The 24982-nt window shown below is 30.1% G+C and carries 21 protein-coding genes and 1 pseudogene; 8 read left to right on the top strand and 14 right to left on the bottom strand.

The features are described from left to right. Nucleotides 1–87: 87 nt before the first annotated feature. Nucleotides 88–249: a hypothetical protein gene (locus tag Q428_RS15420; RefSeq protein ID WP_161633612.1), complete on the bottom strand. Its 162-nt coding sequence runs from the start codon at nucleotides 247–249 to the stop codon at nucleotides 88–90. Between the two features lie 218 nt (nucleotides 250–467). On the opposite strand from Q428_RS15420, the gene miaB reads away from it, so the two are divergent. The 6 genes and pseudogenes from miaB to Q428_RS08835 all read left to right on the top strand — a co-directional run bounded on the left by miaB (nucleotide 468) and on the right by Q428_RS08835 (nucleotide 9052). After that, the gene (miaB, locus tag Q428_RS08860) at nucleotides 468–1814 is read left to right on the top strand and encodes a tRNA (N6-isopentenyl adenosine(37)-C2)-methylthiotransferase MiaB (protein ID WP_035380141.1); all 1347 of its coding nucleotides are present in this window, start codon (nucleotides 468–470) and stop codon (nucleotides 1812–1814) included. 87 nt (nucleotides 1815–1901) lie between these two features. Further along, nucleotides 1902–4518: pseudogene (mutS, locus tag Q428_RS08855) on the top strand (DNA mismatch repair protein MutS). Between the two features lie 11 nt (nucleotides 4519–4529). Further along, nucleotides 4530–6437, top strand: a complete 1908-nt coding sequence (mutL, locus tag Q428_RS08850) for a DNA mismatch repair endonuclease MutL (RefSeq protein ID WP_035380139.1) — start codon at nucleotides 4530–4532, stop codon at nucleotides 6435–6437. 8 nt (nucleotides 6438–6445) lie between these two features. Next, entirely contained in the window at nucleotides 6446–7390 is a 945-nt protein-coding gene (gene miaA / locus Q428_RS08845) for a tRNA (adenosine(37)-N6)-dimethylallyltransferase MiaA (RefSeq protein ID WP_035380136.1), read from the top strand. A 40-nt stretch (nucleotides 7391–7430) separates the two neighbouring features. Further along, nucleotides 7431–7682 carry an RNA chaperone Hfq gene (hfq, locus tag Q428_RS08840; protein ID WP_035380134.1) on the top strand — a complete coding sequence of 84 codons (252 nt, stop codon included), beginning with the start codon at nucleotides 7431–7433 and terminating at the stop codon, nucleotides 7680–7682. A gap of 74 nt (nucleotides 7683–7756) precedes the next feature. After that, nucleotides 7757–9052 carry a methionine gamma-lyase family protein gene (locus tag Q428_RS08835; protein ID WP_035380132.1) on the top strand — a complete coding sequence of 432 codons (1296 nt, stop codon included), beginning with the start codon at nucleotides 7757–7759 and terminating at the stop codon, nucleotides 9050–9052. A 34-nt stretch (nucleotides 9053–9086) separates the two neighbouring features. On the opposite strand, the gene lexA is transcribed toward Q428_RS08835, so the two are convergent. Beyond that, nucleotides 9087–9698 carry a transcriptional repressor LexA gene (gene lexA, locus Q428_RS08830; RefSeq protein WP_035380130.1) on the bottom strand — a complete coding sequence of 204 codons (612 nt, stop codon included), beginning with the start codon at nucleotides 9696–9698 and terminating at the stop codon, nucleotides 9087–9089. A 142-nt stretch (nucleotides 9699–9840) separates the two neighbouring features. On the opposite strand from lexA, the gene yneA reads away from it, so the two are divergent. Further along, nucleotides 9841–10110: a cell division suppressor protein YneA gene (yneA, locus tag Q428_RS08825; RefSeq protein ID WP_035380129.1), complete on the top strand. Its 270-nt coding sequence runs from the start codon at nucleotides 9841–9843 to the stop codon at nucleotides 10108–10110. Between the two features lie 63 nt (nucleotides 10111–10173). Then, nucleotides 10174–10521 carry a hypothetical protein gene (locus tag Q428_RS08820; protein ID WP_051515075.1) on the top strand — a complete coding sequence of 116 codons (348 nt, stop codon included), beginning with the start codon at nucleotides 10174–10176 and terminating at the stop codon, nucleotides 10519–10521. Nucleotides 10522–10621: 100 nt separating this feature from the next. On the opposite strand, the gene Q428_RS08815 is transcribed toward Q428_RS08820, so the two are convergent. The 12 genes from Q428_RS08815 to Q428_RS08760 form a co-directional block, all read right to left on the bottom strand. Next, nucleotides 10622–11584 carry a tyrosine recombinase XerC gene (locus Q428_RS08815; protein WP_035380152.1) on the bottom strand — a complete coding sequence of 321 codons (963 nt, stop codon included), beginning with the start codon at nucleotides 11582–11584 and terminating at the stop codon, nucleotides 10622–10624. Between the two features lie 692 nt (nucleotides 11585–12276). Next, nucleotides 12277–13707, bottom strand: a complete 1431-nt coding sequence (gene purB, locus Q428_RS08810; RefSeq protein WP_035380128.1) for an adenylosuccinate lyase — start codon at nucleotides 13705–13707, stop codon at nucleotides 12277–12279. 137 nt (nucleotides 13708–13844) lie between these two features. Next, nucleotides 13845–15029: a pyridoxal phosphate-dependent aminotransferase gene (locus tag Q428_RS08805; protein ID WP_035380127.1), complete on the bottom strand. Its 1185-nt coding sequence runs from the start codon at nucleotides 15027–15029 to the stop codon at nucleotides 13845–13847. A 25-nt stretch (nucleotides 15030–15054) separates the two neighbouring features. After that, nucleotides 15055–15426 carry a PadR family transcriptional regulator gene (locus Q428_RS08800; protein ID WP_035380126.1) on the bottom strand — a complete coding sequence of 124 codons (372 nt, stop codon included), beginning with the start codon at nucleotides 15424–15426 and terminating at the stop codon, nucleotides 15055–15057. Nucleotides 15427–15430: 4 nt separating this feature from the next. After that, nucleotides 15431–16333 carry a PHP domain-containing protein gene (locus Q428_RS08795; protein ID WP_152539102.1) on the bottom strand — a complete coding sequence of 301 codons (903 nt, stop codon included), beginning with the start codon at nucleotides 16331–16333 and terminating at the stop codon, nucleotides 15431–15433. A 127-nt stretch (nucleotides 16334–16460) separates the two neighbouring features. Beyond that, nucleotides 16461–16721, bottom strand: a complete 261-nt coding sequence (locus Q428_RS08790; RefSeq protein ID WP_035380124.1) for a stage V sporulation protein S — start codon at nucleotides 16719–16721, stop codon at nucleotides 16461–16463. A gap of 154 nt (nucleotides 16722–16875) precedes the next feature. After that, nucleotides 16876–18411, bottom strand: a complete 1536-nt coding sequence (rny, locus tag Q428_RS08785) for a ribonuclease Y (protein WP_242847811.1) — start codon at nucleotides 18409–18411, stop codon at nucleotides 16876–16878. Nucleotides 18412–18616: 205 nt separating this feature from the next. Beyond that, the gene (locus tag Q428_RS08780; protein WP_035380122.1) at nucleotides 18617–19249 is read right to left on the bottom strand and encodes a regulatory protein RecX; all 633 of its coding nucleotides are present in this window, start codon (nucleotides 19247–19249) and stop codon (nucleotides 18617–18619) included. A 216-nt stretch (nucleotides 19250–19465) separates the two neighbouring features. Next, complete coding sequence (gene recA / locus Q428_RS08775) at nucleotides 19466–20506, bottom strand: recombinase RecA (RefSeq protein ID WP_035380120.1); 1041 nt, start codon at nucleotides 20504–20506, stop codon at nucleotides 19466–19468. A 208-nt stretch (nucleotides 20507–20714) separates the two neighbouring features. Beyond that, nucleotides 20715–21233 carry a CDP-diacylglycerol--glycerol-3-phosphate 3-phosphatidyltransferase gene (pgsA, locus tag Q428_RS08770; protein ID WP_035380118.1) on the bottom strand — a complete coding sequence of 173 codons (519 nt, stop codon included), beginning with the start codon at nucleotides 21231–21233 and terminating at the stop codon, nucleotides 20715–20717. Next, a complete protein-coding gene (gene rimO, locus Q428_RS08765; RefSeq protein WP_035380116.1) occupies nucleotides 21220–22560 on the bottom strand; it encodes a 30S ribosomal protein S12 methylthiotransferase RimO in 1341 nt (446 codons plus the stop codon). The genes pgsA and rimO overlap by 14 nt, the downstream gene beginning before the upstream one ends. Nucleotides 22561–22771: 211 nt before the next feature. Then, on the bottom strand, nucleotides 22772–24964 hold the full coding sequence (locus tag Q428_RS08760; protein WP_051515074.1) for an FtsK/SpoIIIE family DNA translocase: 2193 nt from the start codon (nucleotides 24962–24964) through the stop codon (nucleotides 22772–22774). Between the last annotated feature and the right edge of the window lie 18 nt (nucleotides 24965–24982).

The following is a 24982-nucleotide window of genomic DNA, read 5'->3' as shown; positions in this document are numbered from 1 at the left end:
GATAAATTAGCCATAAAAATAACCCCCCATAGAATTAAGTATAATCATATTCATATATTACCATAATTACTTTATTTTAGGTAGATGTTATTTGAATTTTCCGAAAATATTTTGATGAACATTTCCATAATAGCCATTATTTTTTTCAAAGATATTTCCTATATTTGTACCAAAATATTTTCTATCTCCTAAAGTGTGTGAAACACTACCTTTAATTGTTTTATCTTCATTATTTTTTAAATTAAACATTTTTTGCCTCCTAAAACATTTACTTTATACATTAGTATTCCTATTTTTAGGTATAATAAACTGATTATAGTTTATAAATAATGTTGTAAGGATAAAATAAAATCAAATCAATCTATTTTTGAACTGCTAATTATCTTATTTCCATTTACAAATACAAAATTTTAAATATATAATAGTAATGTTGTTAGAGTATATTTTATTACAGAAGGGTGATAATTATGGAATTTAAAACAGAATCAAAGAAATATTATATAGAGACCTGGGGTTGTCAGATGAATGAAGAGGATTCAGAAAAATTGTCTGCTATGCTTTCAAATATGGGCTATACAAGGACTAATGAAAAGATAAATGCTGATTTAATATTATTTAATACTTGTTGTGTAAGGGAGAATGCAGAACTTAAGGTATATGGGAATCTTGGAGCATTAAAAAACATGAAGGCTAAACGTCCTGATTTGATTATTGCTGTTTCGGGATGTATGATGCAACAAAAAGGAGTACCAGAAGAAATAAAAAAGAAATATCCCTTTGTAGATATTATTTTTGGAACTCACAATATTCATAGATTTCCAGAACTGCTTAATAATTTATCTCAAAGTAAATCAACACTTATTGAAGTATGGGAAAAAGAAGAGGAAATTGTAGAAGGGTTAGATATTGAAAGGGAAAGTAATTTAAAAGCATTTGTTACTATAATGTATGGTTGCAATAATTTTTGTACATATTGTATAGTACCTTATACTAGGGGAAGAGAAAGAAGCAGACAACCAGAAGCAATACTAGAAGAAATAAGAGATCTGGCATCAAAGGGATATAAGGAAATAACTCTATTAGGTCAAAATGTAAATTCATATGGTAAAGATCTTGAAAATATGAGTTTTGCAAAGTTGTTAAGACTAGTTAATGAAATAGATGGAATTGAGAGAATAAGGTTTATGACATCTCATCCAAAGGATTTAACTGATGATGTAATTTTAGCTATTAAAGAGTGTGATAAGTTATGTGAACATGTTCATTTACCAGTTCAATCTGGCAGTACTAGGATTCTAAATAAAATGAATAGAAAATATACTAAAGAACAGTATCTTGAATTAGTTGAAAAACTTAAGAAAAATATAGATGGTCTGGTATTAACCACAGATATAATTGTTGGCTTTCCTGGTGAGACAGAAGAGGATTTTGAAGATACTTTAGATTTAGTTTCAAAGGTTGAATATGACTCAGCCTTTACATTTATTTATTCTGTAAGAAGGGGTACACCAGCTGCTGAATTCCCAGAACAAATATCAGAGACAGTTAAACATGATCGTTTCAACAGATTAGTGGATTTGATTAACTCAATAAGTGAAAGAAAAAATAAGGAATATAAAGATAAAATCGTTGAAATTTTAGTTGAAGGACCAAGCAAGACAGATGAAAATAAGCTAATGGGTAGGACACGTACAGGAAAGCTTGTTAATTTTTACGGTGGAGATTCATCTATTATTGGTAAACTGGTAAATGTGAAAATCACTGAACCACAAACTTGGACGCTAATTGGGGAATTCGTTGAAATTATAAGATAGGGGGCAAAAGCTCCCTTTTAATTTATTTTAATTAGTTTATTTATGTTATATAATATTTATTGACCCTAATAAAAGGAGGAATGAATTTTGGCTTTAACACCAATGATGCAGCAGTATCTTGAAATAAAAGAAAATTGTAAGGATTGTATCTTATTTTTCAGACTTGGAGACTTCTATGAAATGTTTTTTGAAGATGCGGAGAAAGTTTCAAGAGAACTGGAAATAACATTAACAGGAAGGGACTGTGGTCTTGAACAAAGAGCTCCTATGTGTGGAGTACCATATCATGCTGCAGAAGGATATATAGCTAGATTAATAGAAAAAGGCTATAAAGTGGCAATATGTGAACAGGTTGAAGATCCGTCAGTTAGCAAAGGTATTGTCAGAAGAGAAATAGTCAGGATAGTAACTCCAGGAACATTAATTGATAGCAATTTATTAGATGAAAAGTCTAATAATTTTATAGGGTGTTTACTTGTAGACCATAGCCATTTTTCACTGTCAGTCTGTGATATTTCTACAGGTGAATTTTTAGTGACAAGTGAAGAAAGTTCTTTCACAAAGTCAATGGATGAATTGTCTAAATATAACCCTTCCGAGTTGATTATTATTGAAAATGATTATATTAAAGAGAACGAAAAAGTTGTAAAGGATATTTCAAACAGATTTAATATACTAATTAATATTAAAAATTATGAAAAAATAAATAATTTAGATTTAATAAAAAAATTTAACTTGCAAGGGATAGAATTAAAAGAAAAAGAATTGCTAACTACAGCATGTCTTTTTGAATATTTAATTGAAACCCAAAAAGGCAGTATAGGGCAAATTACGGAAATAAAAAAGTATGATTTAAATAATTATATGGTTCTTGATTCATTTACACGAAAGAATTTAGAACTTACGGAAACTATACGTAGTAAATCAAAAAAAGGTTCTTTACTTTGGGTTTTAGACAAAACATTAACTGCCATGGGTGGCAGAATGCTAAGAAAATGGATTGAAGAACCTCTTCTTTCAATTGAATCTATAAACAACAGACTGGAAACAGTAGAAGAGTTTGTTGATAATTTATATGTATCAAGTGATTTAAGGGAATATTTAAAAAACATATATGATATGGAACGACTTATAAGTAAGGTAAGCTGTGGAGCAGCTAATGCAAGGGATTTAATATCTCTTAAGGAATCATTAAGATATCTTCCAGATTTTAAAGCTGCATTATCAAGCTGTAAAAGCAGTTTATTAAAGGAAATATATAGTAATTTAGACACATTAAATGATATTTTTATTTTATTAGATTCTTCTATTAATGATAATCCGCCCCTTCAACTAAAAGAAGGTGGTATCATTAAGCAGGGCTATAATAAGGATGTCGATATGTATCATGAAGCAATGCATAATGGTAAACGTTGGATTGCAGAAATTGAGCAAAAGGAAAAGGAATTGCTGGGGATTAAATCTCTAAAAATAGGTTTTAATAAAGTTTTTGGTTATTTTATTGAGGTAACAAAAAGCAATTTATCAGCAGTACCTGATGATAGATATATACGTAAACAAACACTTTCTAATTGTGAAAGATTTATTACACAGGAATTAAAAGAAAAGGAAGAACAGATTCTTGGTGCAGAACAGAAGGTCATTGATCTTGAATATGAACTGTTTGTTGAAATTAGAAACCAGGTAGCTTCAAATATTGCAAGAATACAAAAGACGGCAGCATATATTTCAACAATAGATGTTTTACTTTCATTCTCAAGAGTAGCATATGAAAATAATTATGTCAGACCTGAAATAACAAAGGATGGCTTAATTGATATTAAAGATGGTAGACATCCTGTTGTTGAAAAAGTGATTACAAATATATTTGTACCTAATGATACTTATTTAAACCTGACAACTGACAATATAGCTATAATTACAGGGCCTAATATGGCAGGAAAATCAACTTATATGCGTCAGGTGGCATTAATAACACTTTTAGCACAGATTGGATGCTTTGTTCCTGCGAAATCTGCAAAGGTACCGATTGTTGATAGGATTTTTACCAGAATTGGTGCTTCTGACGATTTATCATTAGGGCAAAGTACTTTTATGGTAGAAATGTCTGAGGTATCAAATATACTGAAAAATGCAACAAAAAATAGTTTAATAATATTAGATGAAGTAGGCAGAGGTACAAGCACCTTTGATGGGCTTAGTATAGCCTGGGCTGTTGTAGATTATATCACTAAAAATATTGGAGCTAAAACACTCTTTGCAACCCATTATCATGAACTTACTGAATTGGAAGAGAGGGTTGTTGGAATAAAAAATTACTGTATTTCAGTTAAAGAGCATGGTGAGGACATAATTTTTTCTAAGAAAAATTGTTCGTGGTGGAGCTGATAAAAGTTATGGTATCCAAGTTGCAAAAATAGCTGGCTTACCTGAAGAGGTTATTAATAATGCAAGAAAGATTTTAAAAAATTTAGAGGAAAGTGATATTAACAATAAAGTTAAAAGAAAAGAAAAAGAAGAGGTAGCAATAACTGCTTCACTAAAATCAGATGAAACTATGCTTCAGCTGGATATGTTTAATTACAAAGATTACAGAGGAAATGATATTATTAAAGAGTTACAAAATATAGATATGCTTAATATAACCCCAATTGAAGCGATTAATTTATTATATAATTTAGTTCAAAGGGCTAAGAAAGTATAGGAGTTGGTTTTATGGGGATAATAAGAATTCTAGATGACAACACAATAAACAAAATTGCTGCTGGGGAAGTAATTGAAAAACCTGCATCTATAATCAAAGAGTTAGTTGAAAATTCTATTGATGCTGGAGCAACAGAAATTTCCGTTGAAGCAAAAAATGGAGGAATATCCTATATACGTGTTGTTGATAATGGTAAGGGAATTCAGTATGAAGATATGGATAAAGCTTTTTTACGGCATGCCACAAGTAAAATTTGTTCTGAAGTAGATTTAAACTATATTAACACTCTAGGATTCAGGGGAGAAGCACTTGCAAGTATTGCTGCCATATCGAAAATTGAATTAATGTCAAAAACAGCTGAAAATGAAATTGGAAACAGAATATATATAGAAGGTGGAGTGACAAAGGTTAAAGAACAGTGTGGTTGTCCGGATGGTACAATCATTACAATTAAAGATGTATTTTTTAACACTCCTGCACGATTAAAGTTTTTAAAGTCTGAGACACGAGAAGGTATATATATTACTGAAATAATGCAAAATCTTGCTTTATCAAATCCAAATATATCATTTAAATATAAATTAAATGATAAATTGGTATTTAGTACAAAGGGTGATGGAGATATAAAAGCTGTAGTATTTTGTATTTATGGCAATCAAGTAGTTAATAATTTAATTGAGATTAATTCCTCTAAAGAGTTTATCACTATAAAAGGATATGTTGGAAATAGCAATATTGCTAAAAGTAACAGAAATTCTCAATCACTTTTTGTTAATGGAAGATATGTTAAAAACAAAACTATTACAGCTGCAGTTGAAGCTGCTTTTAAGTCTCTAATAACTATAAACAAGTTCCCGTTTTATATACTTCATATGTACGTTAACCCTGAGTTTATTGATGTTAATGTTCATCCCTCTAAGGCAGAAATAAAGTTTCAAGATGAACAGCTAATTTTTAAAGCTGTTTATCATAGTGTTAGAGATAGTATTCTGTCAGTATCTTCTATTCCCAAAATAGAAGATAAACAACGATTTGTTAGTAATGTACCTAAAGCAAATACAGAAAGTGTGCAAATTAAAATTAGTGATGGATATGAACACAAATTAGAAAAAAGTGATAATAGTTTAAATTTATTTAAGGACAACTTAGATAATCAAAATTTTGATAAATATGTAACTGAACCCATGATAAAACCGAAATATACTAATGATATTGAAGAGTTTGTACATGAAAACAATGAAATTATAGAATTAGATTCAGGTTGTAGGAAGAATGATATCAAAGAAAATGAATGTGTTAATAATAATGATAATTATCTAAATAACATTGATCGAATATCAAAATTTGGACCTCTCTCAATAGTTGGACAAATACATTTTACTTATATAGTTGCAGAAGGTCAGGAAGAAATGTATTTAATTGACCAACATGCAGCTCATGAAAGGATATTATACGAGCAATATGTAAAACAATATAGTGTTAACTCAATGCAGACACAAAATCTATTAGTACCTATGGTACTAGATTTATCCCTAAGTGAAAATCAAATTGTTCTAGATAATAAAAATGTGTTTATAAAACTAGGCTATGACATTGAAGAATTTGGTGGGAATACGATATCTATAAGAGCTGTTCCAGTTATATTAGGTAACCCAAGTTCTAAGGACTTATTTTTTGATATTTTAAATCAGTTAAATGAAAACAGAAGGGATAGCCCATCTACTGTGGAAAAAATACTTTATACAATGGCATGTAAAGGAGCAGTAAAAGCAGGTGATAAACTAAGTTTTAAAGAAATGAATTCACTTATCGAGCAATTGCGATACTGTGAAAATCCTTATACATGTCCACATGGTCGCCCAACAATAATTAAAATGACATATTTAGAATTAGAAAAAAAGTTCAAAAGAATTCAGTAGGTGATAGCATGAAAAAAAGAATAGTTATAATAGCCGGTCCAACGGCTTCTGGGAAAACGGCAATTGGTGTTGAAGTTGCGAAGCTTTTAAAAGGTGAAGTGATCTCGGCTGATTCTATGCAAATATATAAATATATGGATATTGGTTCTGCAAAGCCAACAAAGGAAGAAATGCAAGGGATACCACATTATATGATAGATGTTGTAAACCCAGAAGAAGAATTTAGTGTAGCTCTATTTAGAAAATTAGCTGGACAATATATAGATGAAATCACAGAGAGAGGTAATATTCCAATAATTGTTGGTGGTACTGGGCTTTACATAAACTCTCTGACATATAATCTTGATTTTTCGGAGGCATCAGTTGATACTGCTTACAGAGAATATCTGGGGGAAATCGCCAAAATACATGGTAGCAGTTATCTTCATAACATGCTTAAAGAAATTGATGAAGAATCATATAATAGACTTCATCCAAATGATATAAAAAGAATAATAAGGGCTCTAGAGGTTTATAAATACACAGGTAAAACAATTTCTGAAATACAATTAAAATCAAAGGAAAAGGAAACAGAATATGAAATTGCGTATATTGGTTTAACTATGAATAGAGAAAAACTGTATGAAAGAATAAATAAAAGAGTTGACAAAATGTTTCAGATGGGTTTAGTAGATGAAGTTAAGAAATTAAAGGAAATGGGTTATACAAAGGAAATGACCTCCATGCAGGGAATTGGATACAAAGAGGTATTTGATTATCTAGATAATCTATATACTTTAGAAGAAGTAAAAGATATAATAAAACAGAGTTCAAGAAGATATGCAAAAAGGCAATTGACATGGTTCAGAAGAGAGGATAGGATATATTGGGTAGATTTAGATATAAATGATACTATGGATAAAGCAGTAAAAAATATTGTAAACTATATAGAAGGAAAATTTGCTTTGTTATAGAATATTATTGAAGAGTATGAATTTATGGGAGGAATTACAAATGAATAAAAATCAAAATAATCTTCAGGATGTATTTTTGAATCAAGCGAGAAAAAATAGAATTCCTGTAATCCTTCACCTTGTGAACGGTTATCAAATCAAAGGAAGTGTTAAAGGATTTGACAATTTTATTATCATTTTAGATAGTGATGATAAACAAATTATGATATACAAACATGCAGTATCAACAATAACTCCTACAAAACCTTTGCTCTACAACCAAAATATGCAATCAGATAATAAAGAAGAATAAATACTTAAAATACCCCTTTCCAGGGGTATTTTTATGTGATAAAATAATTCAGTGTTCTAGGAGGAGGAATTAAAATGCTTGAATTAACAAGGGATTATTTAATTAATAATTATAATATTAATAGCAATGTTCTAGAATTAGCTGAAAAGGCAAAGGATGATGTGAGCATTACATTTTCAAATATTGATCTTGTAAAAGAATTTAATCAATTGAAGGTTCTTAAGGCAATGCAGGATGAAAGAATCAGCGATTCCCATTTTACAAACACAACTGGTTATGGATATGGGGATGTAGGAAGAGATGCATTGGAGAGGGTTTATGCCAGAGTTTTTGGTGCTGAGGATGCACTTGTTAGACCTCAGATAGTTTCAGGTACACATGCAATAACGTTAGCACTTGCAGGAAATTTAAGACCTGGAGATACTTTGCTGGCTATAACCGGTAGACCTTATGATACTTTATTACAAGTTATAGGTATAGAAGGAGATAATGTTGGGTCTTTAAAAGAGTTTGGAATAAAATATAAACAAATTGATTTAACACAGGACTATAAAATAGATACAAAAAAAATTAAAGAAGAATTATTAAATGATAGTTCTATTAAATTAGTAGCCATACAACGCTCAACAGGTTATGGCTGGCGTCCATCGCTTTCCATAGAGGATATAGAGTCGGCCATAAAAGCTGTTAAGGAAATCAGAGAAAATGTAATATGTTTTGTAGATAATTGTTACGGAGAATTTCTAGATATCAAAGAACCAACTGAAGTAGGTGCTGATATAGTGGCAGGTTCTCTAATTAAAAATATTGGCGGAGGAATAGCTCCAACCGGAGGTTATGTAGTTGGAAAAAGAGAGTATGTGGAACAGGCGGGATATAGATTAACTGCTCCTGGATTAGGCAAAGAGTGTGGTTCAACATTAGGTGTAATCAGATTAATGATGCAGGGCTTGTTTCTTGCACCACATATTACAGCAGAGGCTTTAAAATCAGCCATTTTCTGCTCAAGAATTATGGAGTTGTCAGGATATGAAGTTTCACCAAAATTCTATGAAAAAAGAAGTGATATTATTCAAGCCATAAAATTTAACAATGAAAGGGATTTAATTAATTTTTGCAAAGGTATTCAAAAGGGTTCCCCTGTTGATTCCTTTGTTGAATGTGAACCTTGGGATATGCCAGGGTATACTGATCAGGTTATAATGGCAGCAGGTGCATTTGTACAAGGCTCTTCAATAGAATTAAGTGCTGATGCTCCAATTAGACCCCCATATATTGCGTATTTGCAGGGTGGTTTAACATTTGAACATGCCAAAATAGGAATTTTAATCGGATTATCAAACGTTATAAATAATAAAAAAGGAGCTTAGATTATCATTCTAAGTTCCTTTGTTTTATTATCAGCTATAAACGTCTAAAGACTCCAATCACTTTACCAAGGATTTGACAACTATCTACTATTATTGGTTCCATATCAGGGTTCTCAGGCTGAAGTCGAATATAGTCTTGTTCTTTGTAAAAAGTCTTGACAGTAGCACTATCATCAATTAATGCAACTACTATTTCACCATTATTGGCAGTCTGTTGCTGTTCAACTATGAGATAATCGCCATGTAAGATGCCTTTACCTATCATACTTTCACCTTTTACTTCTAACATGAACATGTTTTTATTAGAGTTAAAAAAATCAGCTGGAATAGGAAACCTATCTTCGATATTTTCAACAGCTAAAATAGGCTGGCCTGCAGCAACAGAACCTACTATTGGAACATTTATAATTTCTTTTTGGTATATATTTTCACTTAATATTTCAATGGCACGAGGTTTTGTCGCATCTCTTCTTATAAGGCCTCTTTTTTCTAATCTTTCTAAATGACCATGAACAGTAGACGTGGATTTTAAGCCAACAGCACTGCAAATCTCTCTAACTGATGGTGGATATCCTTTTTTTGATATTTCTTCTTTTAAAAAATCTAAAATTTCTTGTTGTTTATCTGATATTTCAGTGTTTGGCATAAATTACACCCCTTATAATAAAGTCTTTATCAGATTATATCATAAATTATGATGCAAAGCAAACTTATGTTCGACAAAGTGTTGACATCCAAACGTATGTTCGTTATACTAATAATAGAACAAATGTTCGGGAGGTAGTAATATGAGAGAGTCAAAATTTAAAAAAATCTTTATAATTATATCTTTAATCTTTGTGTTAGTTCTTCCATTTTCTTTAAAAGCTAGTGGCAATGCAAATAATAATTGTATAAAAGTAACTGTAAATCAAGGAGATACTTTATGGAAAATAGCTAAAGAACATAAAAGAGAAAATGAAGATGTTCGAAAGTTAATATATGAAATCAGAAAAATAAATAAATTAGATTCTGCTGTAATTGTACCAGGACAAACTTTACTTATTCCACAAAAGTGATTTTACTTTTATTTAAATTTTGCTATAATCAATTAGTAAAATACTTAAAAAGGGATGATGTAAATGTGTAATAAAATAAAACTATGCATTTTAGAAGAAAACAAAGAGTGTACAAATTGTAATCGCTGCAATATTTGTGATTTGGATGATAAAAAAATATGCGATAGTTGTGGAAAGTGCATAAATCTTCAGAATGTAGATTATAAAGAGATTCCAATAGAAGGATTTCTTGATGATAGTCTTGAAGTCGACGAGTATTTGTATGAAACAGATTTAAATGACGTTGAACAAAATGATTTTGATATGGAATATAGTGAAGAGCTAGAAGAAATTGAGTACATAGAGGATATTCCTAAATTGAGGGAAGAATATGAAAGGAAAATGCAGGAAATTTTTTTAAAAAAGAATTAATTATTTTAGATATATAAAAAAGAGCATCTATTGGATGGATTGATTTACAATAAAGGCTCTTTTTTATTATTATATAGTTTACATAATATTTATTATGTAATTATTCATCAGCAAGTGGATTAGATTTTACAGCCATCCTTAACTTTTCATCGTCTAAGTGTGTGTATATTTGTGTTGTGGAGACACTTTCATGACCTAGTATCTGCTGTAAGGCCCTGATGTCAACATTGCCATACTTGTACATTAACGTAGCAGCTGTGTGCCTGAGCTTATGGGGAGTATACTTTTCTTCATATAAACCTGCCATCTTAATATATTTATTTACTAAAATTTCTACTGTTCGCTTATTTATTCTTGTTTTTCTTTCGCTTAGAAAGAGAGCATCCTGTGCCCCATCCTTTGGTCTAACCCTTATATACTCATTTATTGCATTTATACAAGCATTGTTTAAATAAACTGTCCTCTCCTTGTTGCCTTTACCTATTACTGTTAAAGTATCTCCCTTTATCTTATTTATATCTATACTTACTAGCTCAGATAATCTCAATCCACAGTTTAAAAATAAAACTATTATTGCATAATCTCTTTCTTTATTGCGTCCATCAACTATATTAAGTAATTTTCTGCTTTGATCTAGGGTTAAGTAGATGGGATGTCTTTTGCTGATTTTTGGTGATTCCAGTTCTCTAGCTGGATTTTCTTTTATTATTTTAACTTTGGTTTCTAAATAATTAAAAAACGACTTTATAGAAGCAGTTTTTCTTGCTCTTGCATAGCTACTGTTATCTCTCTTTAGTGTTATGTAGTTTATAAAGGAGTAGAGGTCTCCAAGGCGAATGTTTTTGATAAATGATTCATCTATATCTCTTATATCTATGCCTTCTAAATCTTCGCTTAGTTTACATTTAAATTTTTTCATATATTTTAAAAATAGTTTTAAATCTGTTTTGTATCCATAGATTGTATTTGGAGATTTAGCCTTAACAGTAAAAAGGTAACCTAGAAATTCATTTAAAATATCTGGCAATTGATCATCGTAAATTTCAAAAAAATCCAAGTTTATCACATCCTTTTTAATACTATATGACAATTATACCATACATTTCGTTAAATAACAATTTAGCGAAATGTAATTTTGATAAAATAGCGTATTTTCTATTTAATAATTTAAAAAATTGCTTTAATAATAATCATACTATATATATTTAAGTAAGTTTTCAGGGTTATTTAGGATGCATATATCGTTGAAATTATATTATCAAATATCAACCCTATCTTGCATTTCTTGAAAGAGCTTTCAATATTTAAAAAATTAAACGCTGGATTATTTCCCAAATAACAAAAGGTTAGTGTTTAATAGATTAAAAATTAGATAGAATTGTCGATTCTCTCTTTATTAACACCGGTGGATAAAGGTTGTTTATAATTTTGAAAATTTAGAATAATAAAAATTCATTTTTTTATCCAATTTTCTACAATGTCAAGTGATAATTTTTATCATCTGCTTTTTTAAAAAAATAGTCGATTGTTTTGCATTAATCCTTTAAAATTCGACTATTAATAACTACGAGTATTTTATTGTCAAATTATTGATATTGACATGCATTATTTCTAAGCAAAATTAACAAGAACGTCATAAAATAATTACAGAGAAAAGCTACTGCAATTATTTAGGACGTTCTTGAATACATTATTTTGTAAATAACACCAAAGCACTTATTATTGCTTTTGTATATCTATTTACAATATTTAATTCTAAACATTAATTTCAACATCAATTCTTTCTATTTCAATGTTCTTTAATATAGGATCTACAATCTTATTAATAAAATCTTCTACCTGTTCTTTACATCTTCCTATAAAGTTTTCTGGTTTTAATACTTGTAGGATTTCATCCTTTGCAAGTCCAAAATCCTTATCGTTGCATATTCTATCAATTAAATCATTTTTTGCACCGAATTCTTTAACCATTCTTGCAGCTTCCATAGAGTGTATTCTTATTTTTTCATGAAGTTCCTGCCTGTCCCCCCCTCTCTTTACTGCCTCCATTAATATATTCTCTGTAGCCATAAAAGGAATTTCTTCATAAATATGTTTTTCAATAATTTTAGGATATACCACTAAACCAGATGTTATATTGATATATAAGTTTAAAATACCATCAATAGCCAGAAAAGATTCGGGTATTGAGAGTCTTTTATTAGCTGAATCATCGAGAGTTCTTTCAAACCATTGGGTTGATGCTGTTATAGCTGGATTTAATGAATTGATTACCACATAACGTGCTAAAGCAGATATACGTTCAGATCTCATTGGATTTCTCTTATATGCCATAGCAGAAGATCCAATTTGGTTTTTCTCAAATGGCTCTTCTATTTCTTTTAAACTTTGTAAAATTCTTATATCGTTACTGAATTTATAGGCACTCTGAGCGATACTGCTTAGACAATTTAATACAAACATATCTTGTTTCCTAGGATATGTTTGGCCTGTAACATAAAAATATTTTTCTTTAAATCCCATTTTTTCACAAACAATTTCATCTAACCTCTTTACTTTTTCATGATCTCCATCGAATAATTCTAAAAAACTAGCTTGTGTACCAGTTGTACCTTTTACACCTAAAAGTTTTATATTATCTATACAAAAATTCAGTAATTCCAAATCACTGATTAAGTCCTGAAGCCATAGTGTTGCTCTTTTCCCTACAGTTGTCAGTTGTGCAGGTTGTAAATGTGTAAATGCCAGTGTAGGTAAAGCCTTATACTTCAATGAGAATTCTTTTAAATTGTTTATACAATGTAATAATTTTATTCTTATTAACAATAAGGCGTCTTTCATTATAATTGCATCTGTATTATCACCTACATAACAACTAGTAGCTCCTAAATGTATGATGCCTTTAGCCTTCGGGCATTGAACACCATAAGCATATACGTGTGACATAACATCATGTCTTGTTTGCTTTTCTCTTTCTTTTGCTACATCATAATTGATATTAGAGACATTATTTTTTAATTCATCAATTTGTTCTTGAGTAATATTTAAACCTAGTTCCTTTTCAGCTTCAGCCAAAGCAATCCATAGTTTTCTCCATAATGTGAATTTGTTATCATCGGAAAAAAGGAATGACATTTCCTTACTTGCATATCTTTTTGTAAGTGGACTTTCGTATGTATTATGCATTAAATCATCTCCTTTACGAATATTAAAATAAATTGCAATTATATATTACGAGATATAGCGATTATAACATATTATTGAAAAATAAAACAGGGGTATTTTAATATCCATACCCCTATTAATTCAGCTATTAATATTTTTTACTTTAAAAAATTTTCTATTCTATCTAAACCTTTTTGTATGATTTCCATTGAAGTAGCATAAGAAAGTCTGACAAAGTCATCTGCTCCAAAAGCAGCTCCTGGAATAGCAGCTACCTTTTCAATTTCCAGTAATGCATTACAAAAATCAAATGAACTATTAATTTGATAACCTTTAACTACTTTTCCCTTTATATTTGTTATATTAATCATAACATAAAAAGCACCATCTGGCATATTACATGATATTCCTGGAATAGAGTTAATTCTTTCAACCATGTAATCTCTTCTTTTTTCGAATTCTATTCTCATCTTTTCAACATCTTCCTGTGGTCCATTTATAGCTTCAACACTTGCATATTGTGCTATTGTGTTTGGATTAGATGTAACATGGCTCTGAATGTTAGACATAATCTTTGCTATCTCTTCATTTGAAGCAGTATATCCGATTCTCCAACCAGTCATTGCATAAGCCTTAGATACACCATTAATTACTATTGTCCTTTTTTTAATTTCTTCATTTAAAGATGCTATACTAATGTGCTTTACACTTCCATATACTAATTTTTCATAAATTTCATCTGAAATAACTATTATATCGTTTTTAATTGCTATGTCAGCTATCATTTCCAGATCTTCCTTTGAATATACAGTACCAGTAGGATTATTTGGACTATTTAAAATTATAGCTTTTGTTTTATTAGTTAATGCCTTTAAAATGTCATCTTTAGTATATTTAAAATTATTTTTCTCACTTGTTTCTACATAAACAGGAGTTGCATCAGCTAACTTTACTAACTCTGGATAGCTTACCCAATATGGTACAGGCACAATAACCTCGTCTCCTGGATTGCATATTGCCATTAAAGCATTGGCTATGGATTGTTTTGCACCATTGGATACAACAATTTGAGAGGGAATATAATCTATTGAATTTTCTTCCCTTAGTTTTGTACATATTGCATTTTTTAATTCAAGTATACCAGAAGCTGGTGTATACCTTGTTAAACCATTTCTTATTGCATCAACAGCTACATCCTGAATATTTTTGGGTGTATTAAAATCTGGTTCTCCTGCACCAAAACTTATTACATCAACACCTTCTTCCTTTAATTTTTTTGCTTTTGCTGTAATAGCCAAGGTAATTGATGATGATATTTGCTGTCCTTTTCTTGATAATTCCATAAATTCCCCTCCATAAATAATTTTTCTATTTAAAAATTGTATTTAATGTATTCGTTATTATAGTTAAGGATTCATCTAATAATGGTTTATATAGTAACTTTAATTTTTCAAAGTGTTTAATTCCAATGTCCGTTATTTTGTAGTTTCGTTTTGTTTTTTTATCAGGTTCATCCCACCAACCCACAATTAATTGGCTTTCTTCCATTGTTCTTAATAGGGGATATATCATCCCTGGGCTAGGTCTCCATTTATAGTTTAAGCTAATTTCGATTTTATCTATTAATTCGTTTCCATAGTGACTTCTTTGACTTAGGAAGCATAAAATAAACATTTTAACTATTGCTGTTGTATTTAGCTTATTAGGAAATTGTCTATTCCTATTTTCACCTTTAGTCATATATTCACCTCACTAAGCTTCTTAATCTGTTTATTTCTTTTAACCCTATTCCTTTTTCACCTATTTGATATTTATTATCTTTTATGTTTCCATGGCAATCACTACCACCAGTTACCATAAGTCCATATTTCTTAGCTAAAACTTTTAAATATTTTTCATCTTCTAAAGAATGCATTGGATGAAAGATTTCAACACCCTTTAAACCCTTGAAGGTTAAAGTTTTTATAAATTGTTCAAATTCGCTATTACGGCACATGCCTTCCAAGCCTAATGGATGAGCTAAGACCGGGACTCCTTTTGCCAAGTTAATTAGTTCTATTGCCTCAAGTAAATTGATTTTATATCTCTCTACATAAGCTGGTCTATTCTTGTTTAAAAGAATTTTAAATACATCTTGTAATTCTTTGTAATAACCTTTTTTCACAAGTAATCTTGCTATGTGGGGTCTACCTATTGAATCGTAATTATTACCTGCTTCTACTATAACTTCTTCTAAACTTATATCATAATTCATGTTTTTCAATATATTGATTATCTCTTGAGCCCTTGTAAATCTTGCATTTTTAAATTTTTCTAAAAACTCACAAAGAAATTTGTTTTTGTGATCAATAAAATATCCTAATAAATGTACTTCTAGTCCATTAAAATCGGTACTTAATTCTAATCCAGGTATAAAATCTATCTTATATTCATTTACTAAAAATAAACACTCATCAATAGCTCCAACTGTATCATGGTCGGTAATTGAAAAACCTGTCAATCCTATATTCTGTGCTACTTCAAATATCTGTCTTGGATTTAACTTCCCATCTGAAAAATTACTGTGAATATGCAAATCATAATCAACCATTTTACTCACCATATGTAAATTTATTATTTTATTTAAATATAGCACTATTTTATTCATATGTCCATACTAATATGAATAAAATCTTGCAATTATGTATTACATAAAACATATTATGTTATATAAATTTAAGCAAATAAATGGGTCTGTGATTTCACAGACCCATTTATTTGCTTAAATTCTTTAATTATCTTGGTTCAACAATAAATTTAATTGCAGTTCTCTCTTCACCCTCGATATTGATGTCACTGAATGCTGGAACACATATAAGATCCTTTCCACTTGGTGCTATAAATCCTCTTGCTATTGCAACTGCTTTAACTGCCTGATTGATTGCACCAGCTCCAATTGCCTGTATTTCCGCAGTCCCTTTTTCTCTAATAACCCCAGCTAAAGCTCCTGCTACTGAATTTGGATTGGATTTTGCTGAAACCTTTAATACTTCCATTAATATAACCTCCTTAATTGCTTATAATTTATTGTCTATTATAATAATTCTACATTTTTTAAAAAATTCCTTCAAATATTCTCAATATTTTATAAGAATTCATGTACTTTACAAATATACTAAAATAAGGTTACTGCTTAGCAGTAACCTTATTTTATTTCGCATATTCCACAGCTCTAACTTCTCTAATTACATTAACTTTTATTTGACCTGGATATTCCAGTTCATTTTCTATTTTCTTAACAATGTCTCTTGCAATTTGAATTGCTTCAGCATCAGTTATTTGTTCTGGTTTTACCATTATTCGGATTTCTCTACCTGCTTGTATTGCAAATGATTTCTCTACACCTTCAAAAGAATCAGCAATTTCTTCTAACTTTTGTAACCTCTTTATATATGCTTCTAGAGTTTCTCTTCTAGCACCTGGTCTTGCTGCAGATATAGCATCAGCAGCTTGAACTAGAATAGCTTCGATTGATTGAGGTTCAATATCACCGTGATGCGCTGATATTGCATGCACTACTGAAGGTGACTCGTTAAAACGTTTTACTATATCACTTCCAATTAATGCATGTGGTCCCTCAACTTCATGATCAACTGCCTTACCAATATCATGTAACAAACCAGCACGTTTTGCTAAGGCAACATCTGCACCTAATTCTGCAGCCATCAATCCTGCTAGATATGATACTTCAATTGAATGATTTAAAACATTTTGTCCATAACTTGTTCTATATTTTAATCTTCCTAAAAGTTTTACAAGTTCAGAATGAAGTCCATGAACGCCAGTTTCAAATGTTGCTTGTTCTCCACGTTCTCTTATATCGTTTTCAACTTCCCGTTTTGCTTTTTCTACCATTTCCTCTATTCTGGCAGGATGTATTCTACCATCTGCTATTAATTTTTCAAGGGCTAGTCTGGCAACCTCTCTTCTAATTGGATCGAAACCAGATAAAATAACAGCCTCTGGTGTATCATCAATTATTAAATCTATACCAGTTAGTGTTTCTAAAGTTCTTATGTTTCTACCTTCTCTACCAATTATTCTACCCTTCATCTCATCATTTGGTAAAGCTACAACAGAAACTGTCGTTTCAGCTACATGATCAGCTGCACATCTTTGGATTGCACAAGAAATTATTTCTCTTGCTCGTTTATCGGCTTCTTCTCTTGCTTTTGTTTCGATATCCTTAATCATAATTGCTGCATCATGTTTAATTTCTTTCCTGATATCGTTTAATAATAATTCTTTTGCTTCCTCAGAAGTTAAGCCAGCAAGTCTTTCAAGTTCTTCTAGTTCTTTTTTATAAAGTTCAGTAACCTCGTTTTGAAGAGCCTGAATGTCTTGTTGTTTTTTGTTTAAATTTTCTTCCCTTGCTTCAAGAGATTCAACTTTTTTATCTAAAGTTTCTTCTCTCAATATAAGTCGTCTTTCCATTCTTTGTAGTTCATTTCTTCTTTCTCTGACTTCTCTTTCAAATTCAGTTCTAAGCTTATGAACTTCTTCCTTTGCTTCGATTACAGCCTCTTTTTTCTTTGACTCTGCTTCCTTTTCTGCTTCTGAAATAATCCTACTTGCTTGTTCTTCAGCTATTTGAATTTTGCCTTCAGCTATATTTTTTCGAACATAATAGCCAATGGCAAACCCTATAATAACACCAATAAATGCAAAAAGAATTATCCATACCATTGGATTCATTGAATTAATAAAAAACACCTCCTTTATTATTGCTTTTGTATCTGGTTAAGAGAAACCTTTAACTTACTGAAGCATATTTAATAATGGGAAGCCATAAATCTAACCATTATTTGACTATATTTTATTATAGTTTTAATTTTATGTCAAGTTTAGCAAATTGCTACTAATGTTAACTGGCTTTGCTTATCATGTAATTTTATATTTCTTCATTAAATTCAATTTCTTGGTCAATGTCTCTCAATACCCTCATTATTAATTGCGAATCAAAGCCTCTTGTCATTAAAAATCTAAATATCTTTCTTTTTCCATTAGTATCTTGAGACATGGAGTGTAGTTTTTTTTGTGCTAAATAGTAACAATTTGAATACTCCTTCTCATCATCAAAGTTAATCTTTTCTAGTATATCTTGATTGATTCCTTTACTTTTTAAACTATAGAATATTTTATTAGAGCCTATTTTTTTGAAGTTAATGCAATCATTTGTATATCTTTGTGCATAATTAAAATCATTTATAAAATTATACTCTAGTAATTTATTTATAATTTTTACTATTGTACTTTGAGAAAAACCTCTTGCTATCATTTTCTTTTTTATTTGTTCTTCTGTATAATCCCTATTTTTTAATAAATTTAATACATATTTATAAGCTTTTGTTTCTTCACATATTTCTCTTAAATGTTGGACTTCTTCATCATCCACTTCTCTTCCCAGCTTTATTGAATGTTTTAAAATATCTTCAATAGAAGATGAAAAGGCAAATTCATTGTTTATAAAAATATTATACATTTCATTATCTGATTTCTGTTTAATAATGTCTGTAATTCTCAAGATTTTCCCTCCATCAATATTTTTAGAAATTATAACTATTGTAAAAAAATAAAACATGGTTATTGATAATCAAGATTTTAATGCAGAAATGGCTGATATCTTCGGTATAGCTCGTTATACTTTAATGGTTATATGACGAGCTTACTTGTAATATCAGCCACGCTAGGTTTGGTTTTTGCTTTAATATAAATTAAATTAATTATGAATCAGGTTACATTATATAACTTCACTTTTTTGCTCATTTATTTCTGGTGGATTTGCAATGGTTAATGGTAGATTATATTTTGCCCTAATTTTATTTTCAATTTCTAAAGCTACGTTTGGGTTTTCTTTAAGATAATTTTTTGCATTTTCTCTTCCTTGTCCTAATTTTATTTCATTATAAGAAAACCATGCACCGCTTTTTTGTATTATATCGTTACTAACCCCAACATCTAAAACATTTCCTACCTTTGATATACCTTCACCATACATTATATCAAATTCAGCTGTTTTAAAAGGAGGTGCAACTTTGTTTTTAACAACCTTTACTTTTGTTCTGTTACCTAAAACATCTTCACCTTGTTTAATAGTATCAACTTTTCTAACATCAAGTCTTATAGAAGCATAGAATTTTAATGCTCTTCCGCCAGGGGTAGTTTCCGGACTTCCAAACATTACTCCTACCTTTTCACGAAGTTGATTAATGAATATTGCAACGCATTTTGATTTATTTATAGCGCCTGCAAGCTTTCTTAATGCTTGAGACATCAATCTAGCTTGTAAACCAACATGTGCATCGCCCATTTCTCCTTCAATTTCCGCCTTAGGTACGAGAGCTGCAACAGAGTCTATAACTATAACATCTATTGCACCTGAACGAACAAGGGCTTCTGCTATTTCAAGGGCCTGCTCTCCAGTATCAGGTTGAGATACAACAAGATTCTCTATATCAACACCTAAATTTTTAGCATATACTGGATCAAGTGCATGTTCAGCATCTATAAATGCTGCTGTTCCTCCTGTTTTTTGTGCTTCAGATACGATGTGAAGAGCAACAGTTGTTTTACCTGAAGATTCTGGTCCATATACTTCAATTATTCTTCCTCTTGGAACGCCACCAATACCTAGTGCAATATCTAAATCAAGTGCACCGGTTGGAATAGCTTCAATATTCAATTTAGAGTCAGCTCCAAGTTTCATTATAGAACCTTTTCCAAATTGTTTCTCTATTTGACCAATAGCTAATTCTAATGCTTTTTGTTTTTCATTAACCATTTTATCATCCCTTCCTTAGGTTTCCGAACATTTGTTCTACTTGATATTATAATATAATTATTAAGCGTGGTCAACTATATATTTACTTTAATCCACGTAACAATTGTAAATATACTCTCTTAATTATTTCCTTAAAATTATATCGTTAAACTGCATAAAGAAATATTTTATAATAATAAAGCTTCTAGATTTACTAGAAGCCTTTAATTTAATCCTGTGGGTTTATGGCATTTTTATTTTTAATTAAGTAATCTAAACCTGAAATTAAGGTTATAATTACTGCAGCTCCAATTAGAAATTCACTGTATGGCATTCCTATTAGTGCAGCCACAATAGCAATTATTTGTGTTACTGTTTTTGCTTTACCCCAATTACTTGCAGCAATAACAATACCTTCTGATGCTGCTAGTGATCTTAAGCCCGTTATGGCAAACTCTCTGGCAATTATTATCATGACAACCCAGGTTGATAAAACACCTTTTTCGACTAAAGAAATCAGAGCCGATGTAACAATTAACTTATCAGCTAATGGGTCCATAAACTTACCAAATTTGGTTATTTGATTCCTGCTTCTTGCTATATAACCATCTAAAGTATCAGTTAAAGCAGCTATTATAAAAATACCAGTAGCAATGTATGTTCCATATTTAACTTTTACAGCTACAAAAAACAGAAACACTGGCACTAAAATAATTCTTGTAAGAGTTAATTTGTTAGCAAGATTCATTTTTAACATCTCCCATTAAATCATAAGTATAGGCTTTTGTAACCCTAACTTTAACAATAGAGCCCTTTTCAAAAATAAGATTATTGGAATTAATAAAAATTTGCTGATCTATTTCTGGTGCATCTCCATAAGTTCTTCCAAAATATTGTCCATTTTTTGCTGAGCCATCAATTATCACATCCAAATTTTCACCAATAAGACTTTTGTTTTTTTCTAGTGAAATTGTGCCTTGTACCTTCATTAAAATATCTTTTCTTCGTTCTTTTTCATCATCATCTATTTGCTGTTCCATTTTGGCAGCAATAGTTCCCTCTTCAGCAGAATACATAAAAATTCCAACTCTGTCAAGTCTATATTTTCTTAAGAAAATTTCTAGTTCTTTAAAATCATCTTCGGTCTCCCCTGGAAAACCAACAATTAATGATGTTCTTATTACTGCATCAGGAATAATATTTTTAATTTTTTCTAATAAACTTTCTATTTTTTCTTTAGTCGTCCTTCTTTTCATTGATTTTAATATATTATTGCTTACATGTTGAAGAGGAATATCAAAATAATTACATATCTTTTTACTGTTTTTTATTGTATAAATTAGTTCATCTGTTATTTCCTCAGGATAGCTATACATAATTCTAATCCATTCTATACCTTCTATTTTTTCTAATTTTTTCAAAAGCTCAGGTAATTTTTTTTCTCCATATAGATCTTTGCCATACATAGTGGTATCCTGTGCAACTAAAATTACTTCTTTAACACCCTGTTTTGAAAGATTTTCAACTTCATTCAAAATACTTTCCATATCTCTGCTTCGGAATTTACCTCTTAATTGTGGTATAATACAGTAACTACAGTTATTATCACATCCCTCAGCTATCTTTACATAGGCATAATGAGATGGTGTTGTAAGTATTCTTTCTTGAAAATCAAGACTGTAGTTAATGTTATCAGTTTTTATTATTCCATGTTCTCCTTTTAATGTTTTATTGACTATTTCACAGATGTCTTTATAGCTACCTGTACCAACAATAGCATCAATTTCAGGCATTTCCTTTATTAATTCATCCCTATATCTTTGAGCCATGCAACCAGTTACAACTATAGATTTACATCTACCCTTTTCTTTATTAGTTGCCATTTCAAGTATTGTTTCAATTGATTCTTGTTTTGCAGATTCAATAAAGCCACATGTGTTTATTATTATCACATCAGCTTTTTCTTCTTCACTAACAACATTAAATCCATTTTTAGATAAAATTGATAGCATAACTTCGGCATCAACTCTATTTTTATCACAGCCCAAAGAAACCATTCCAATATTATAGCTCATGTCAAATCCTCCTTAATTACATTTCCTGGGAAATTCTCATATAAATCTAATTATTTCTTATATATCTTGTTATTATTCATTATAGCTTTGTTTTACTTCAATTTACAACATGTTTAAAATAATGACAATTAATAATAAAAATATACATATCATATAATAACAAATTTGATATGAATCGACAAGAAAAAAGAGCAAAAGAAACTTTTGCCCACTAATTATTTTCCAGATCTTCTTTTGAAATTAATACCTGGCGGGGTTTACTGCCTTCTTGCTGACTTACTATTCCTCTTAATTCCATTTCTTCTACAAGTCTGGCAGCTCTATTAAAACCTATTCTCAATCTTCTTTGTAACATTGATGCAGACACCTGGCCTAAATCTACTGCTATTTTTATTGCTTCTGAAAGTAGTTCATCTACTGTATTGCCTTCATTTAAAATCTCATTTTTGTTTTCAATTTCATTTATTATTTCGGTATCATAATGAGTATTGTCAGTTTGCTTCAAAGATTCTACTATTTTTTCAACTTCCTTTTCTGATATGAATGCCCCCTGAATACGTATTGGTTTATTTTCACCTATTGGAAAGAATAACATATCTCCCTTACCTAATAATTTTTCGGCGCCTGCCATATCCAAAATGGTCCTAGAATCAATCTGGCTAGAAACAGCGAATGAGATTCTTGATGGAATATTGGCTTTTATAACTCCCGTAATTACGTCTACAGATGGCCTTTGTGTTGCTATTACTAAATGCATTCCTGCAGCTCTTGCCATCTGAGCCAATCTACATATTGCATCCTCAACATCATTTGGAGCAACCATCATTAAATCAGCTAACTCATCTATTATTATTACTATCTGAGGTAATTTATTATCATTGCCTTGGTTCTCCAATAACTTGTTATAGCTTTCTATATTTCTTACATTGTTTTCGGCAAAAAGCTTATATCTTTGTGTCATTTCATTTACAGCCCAATATAAAGCTGATGCTGCTTTTTTTGGTTCGGTTACAACAGGTATTAATAGGTGAGGTATTCCATTATAAACTGATAATTCAACTACTTTAGGGTCAATCATAAGCATTTTTACCTCTTTAGGAGAGGATTTATATATTAAACTGGCAATTAAAGTGTTTATACAAACACTTTTTCCAGAACCAGTGGCACCAGCGATTAAAAGATGAGGCATTTTTGCAATGTCTGCTACAACACATTTTCCTCCTATATCTTTTCCTAAAGCAAAAGCTACTTTGGAATTAAATTCAATAAATTCTGGTGATTCTATAACCTCTCTTAACGTTACAGGTACCACTTCCTTATTTGGAACCTCGATACCTACTGCAGCTTTTCCTGGAATTGGAGCTTCAATTCTAACAGAAGGTGCTGCCAAATTCAAGGCAATATCATCGGATAAATTGACTATTTTACTAACCTTTACACCGGGGCTTGGCTGAAGTTCGTATCTAGTTACTGCTGGTCCCCTGCTAACCTGTACAACTTTAGCATCAACCCCAAAACTCTGTAGTGTTTCTTCAAGTATTTTAGCATTACTCAGTAATTCTTTCTTATCATGAGAATTACTCTGAAAATTGTTTTGATTCAACAGTTCTAAAGAAGGGAAAATATACCTGTTTTCTTTTTCAGTTGACGTCTTCTGAGTTATTTCAATACTTATTTCATCAAGATGGTTTATATTCTTATCATGCGCCACATTTTTTGTTTGAATTTTATCACTTTCATCATTTACTTCTATATGTTCAGGTTTTATAAAATCTAAAATTTTAATTTTCTTATCTATAGTTTCTATATTGTTCTCATAATTTTTCTTTAACTCACTTTCTTGTAATATTATTTGAGGGACTGACTCTTGAGCATTACTTTTTCTATTAACCTTATCTTTCTTAATTTTTTGTTTTATGTCTGTTATAAATTTGTTTAATAATTCACCAAGGGATATTTCTGTAATTAATATCATCATTATTAATGAGGAACAAACTAAAATTATATATGTACCTGCCTTATCAAATACTTTTATCAAAGGAATCATAACTATTTCACTGATTACCCCGCCACCTTCTGAATGTAAACCATATTCAAATGATTGTTTTAATCTATCAATAATTTCTAGATTTTTAAATTTATAAGAAAAACTTATATGAATTATAAGCAAAATATTATAGAAAAGAACACATAGTGCAATAAATCTTTGCCTTATCTTTAACCTGCCTTTATTAATTACATTAGCCAAACCCACTAATATGACTAATAAGGGCATAACATATGCTCCAATACCCATAAGCCCTAAAAAAAATTTATTTAAAAGATTCCCTGCAAATCCAGTTGGTTTAATATATATACTTAAACCAGAAAGCAAGGCAATTGCAATTAATATAATTCCGATAATTTCATTTTTTACTGTATT

It is taken from the genome of Fervidicella metallireducens AeB, from assembly GCF_000601455.1.
GTDB lineage: Bacteria > Bacillota > Clostridia > Clostridiales > Caloramatoraceae > Fervidicella > Fervidicella metallireducens.
Note: the sequence above shows the minus strand (reverse complement) of the source record. Positions and strands in the feature narration are given on the sequence as shown.

What these genes read in the sequence shown, in the direction of transcription:
- rimO (WP_035380116.1), bottom strand. Translation starts at nt 22,560, where the DNA reads ATGAGCTATAATATTGGAATGGTTTCTTTGGGCTGTGATAAAAATAGA.
- Q428_RS08795 (WP_152539102.1), bottom strand. Translation starts at nt 16,333, where the DNA reads ATGAATAAAATAGTGCTATATTTAAATAAAATAATAAATTTACATATG.
- Q428_RS08820 (WP_051515075.1), top strand. Translation starts at nt 10,174, where the DNA reads ATGTGTAATAAAATAAAACTATGCATTTTAGAAGAAAACAAAGAGTGT.
- Q428_RS15420 (WP_161633612.1), bottom strand. Translation starts at nt 249, where the DNA reads ATGTTTAATTTAAAAAATAATGAAGATAAAACAATTAAAGGTAGTGTT.
- mutL (WP_035380139.1), top strand. Translation starts at nt 4,530, where the DNA reads ATGGGGATAATAAGAATTCTAGATGACAACACAATAAACAAAATTGCT.
- pgsA (WP_035380118.1), bottom strand. Translation starts at nt 21,233, where the DNA reads ATGAATCTTGCTAACAAATTAACTCTTACAAGAATTATTTTAGTGCCA.
- miaA (WP_035380136.1), top strand. Translation starts at nt 6,446, where the DNA reads ATGAAAAAAAGAATAGTTATAATAGCCGGTCCAACGGCTTCTGGGAAA.
- Q428_RS08800 (WP_035380126.1), bottom strand. Translation starts at nt 15,426, where the DNA reads ATGACTAAAGGTGAAAATAGGAATAGACAATTTCCTAATAAGCTAAAT.
- recA (WP_035380120.1), bottom strand. Translation starts at nt 20,506, where the DNA reads ATGGTTAATGAAAAACAAAAAGCATTAGAATTAGCTATTGGTCAAATA.
- Q428_RS08805 (WP_035380127.1), bottom strand. Translation starts at nt 15,029, where the DNA reads ATGGAATTATCAAGAAAAGGACAGCAAATATCATCATCAATTACCTTG.
- rny (WP_242847811.1), bottom strand. Translation starts at nt 18,411, where the DNA reads ATGGTATGGATAATTCTTTTTGCATTTATTGGTGTTATTATAGGGTTT.
- Q428_RS08790 (WP_035380124.1), bottom strand. Translation starts at nt 16,721, where the DNA reads ATGGAAGTATTAAAGGTTTCAGCAAAATCCAATCCAAATTCAGTAGCA.
- miaB (WP_035380141.1), top strand. Translation starts at nt 468, where the DNA reads ATGGAATTTAAAACAGAATCAAAGAAATATTATATAGAGACCTGGGGT.
- yneA (WP_035380129.1), top strand. Translation starts at nt 9,841, where the DNA reads ATGAGAGAGTCAAAATTTAAAAAAATCTTTATAATTATATCTTTAATC.
- purB (WP_035380128.1), bottom strand. Translation starts at nt 13,707, where the DNA reads ATGCATAATACATACGAAAGTCCACTTACAAAAAGATATGCAAGTAAG.
- lexA (WP_035380130.1), bottom strand. Translation starts at nt 9,698, where the DNA reads ATGCCAAACACTGAAATATCAGATAAACAACAAGAAATTTTAGATTTT.
- hfq (WP_035380134.1), top strand. Translation starts at nt 7,431, where the DNA reads ATGAATAAAAATCAAAATAATCTTCAGGATGTATTTTTGAATCAAGCG.
- Q428_RS08835 (WP_035380132.1), top strand. Translation starts at nt 7,757, where the DNA reads ATGCTTGAATTAACAAGGGATTATTTAATTAATAATTATAATATTAAT.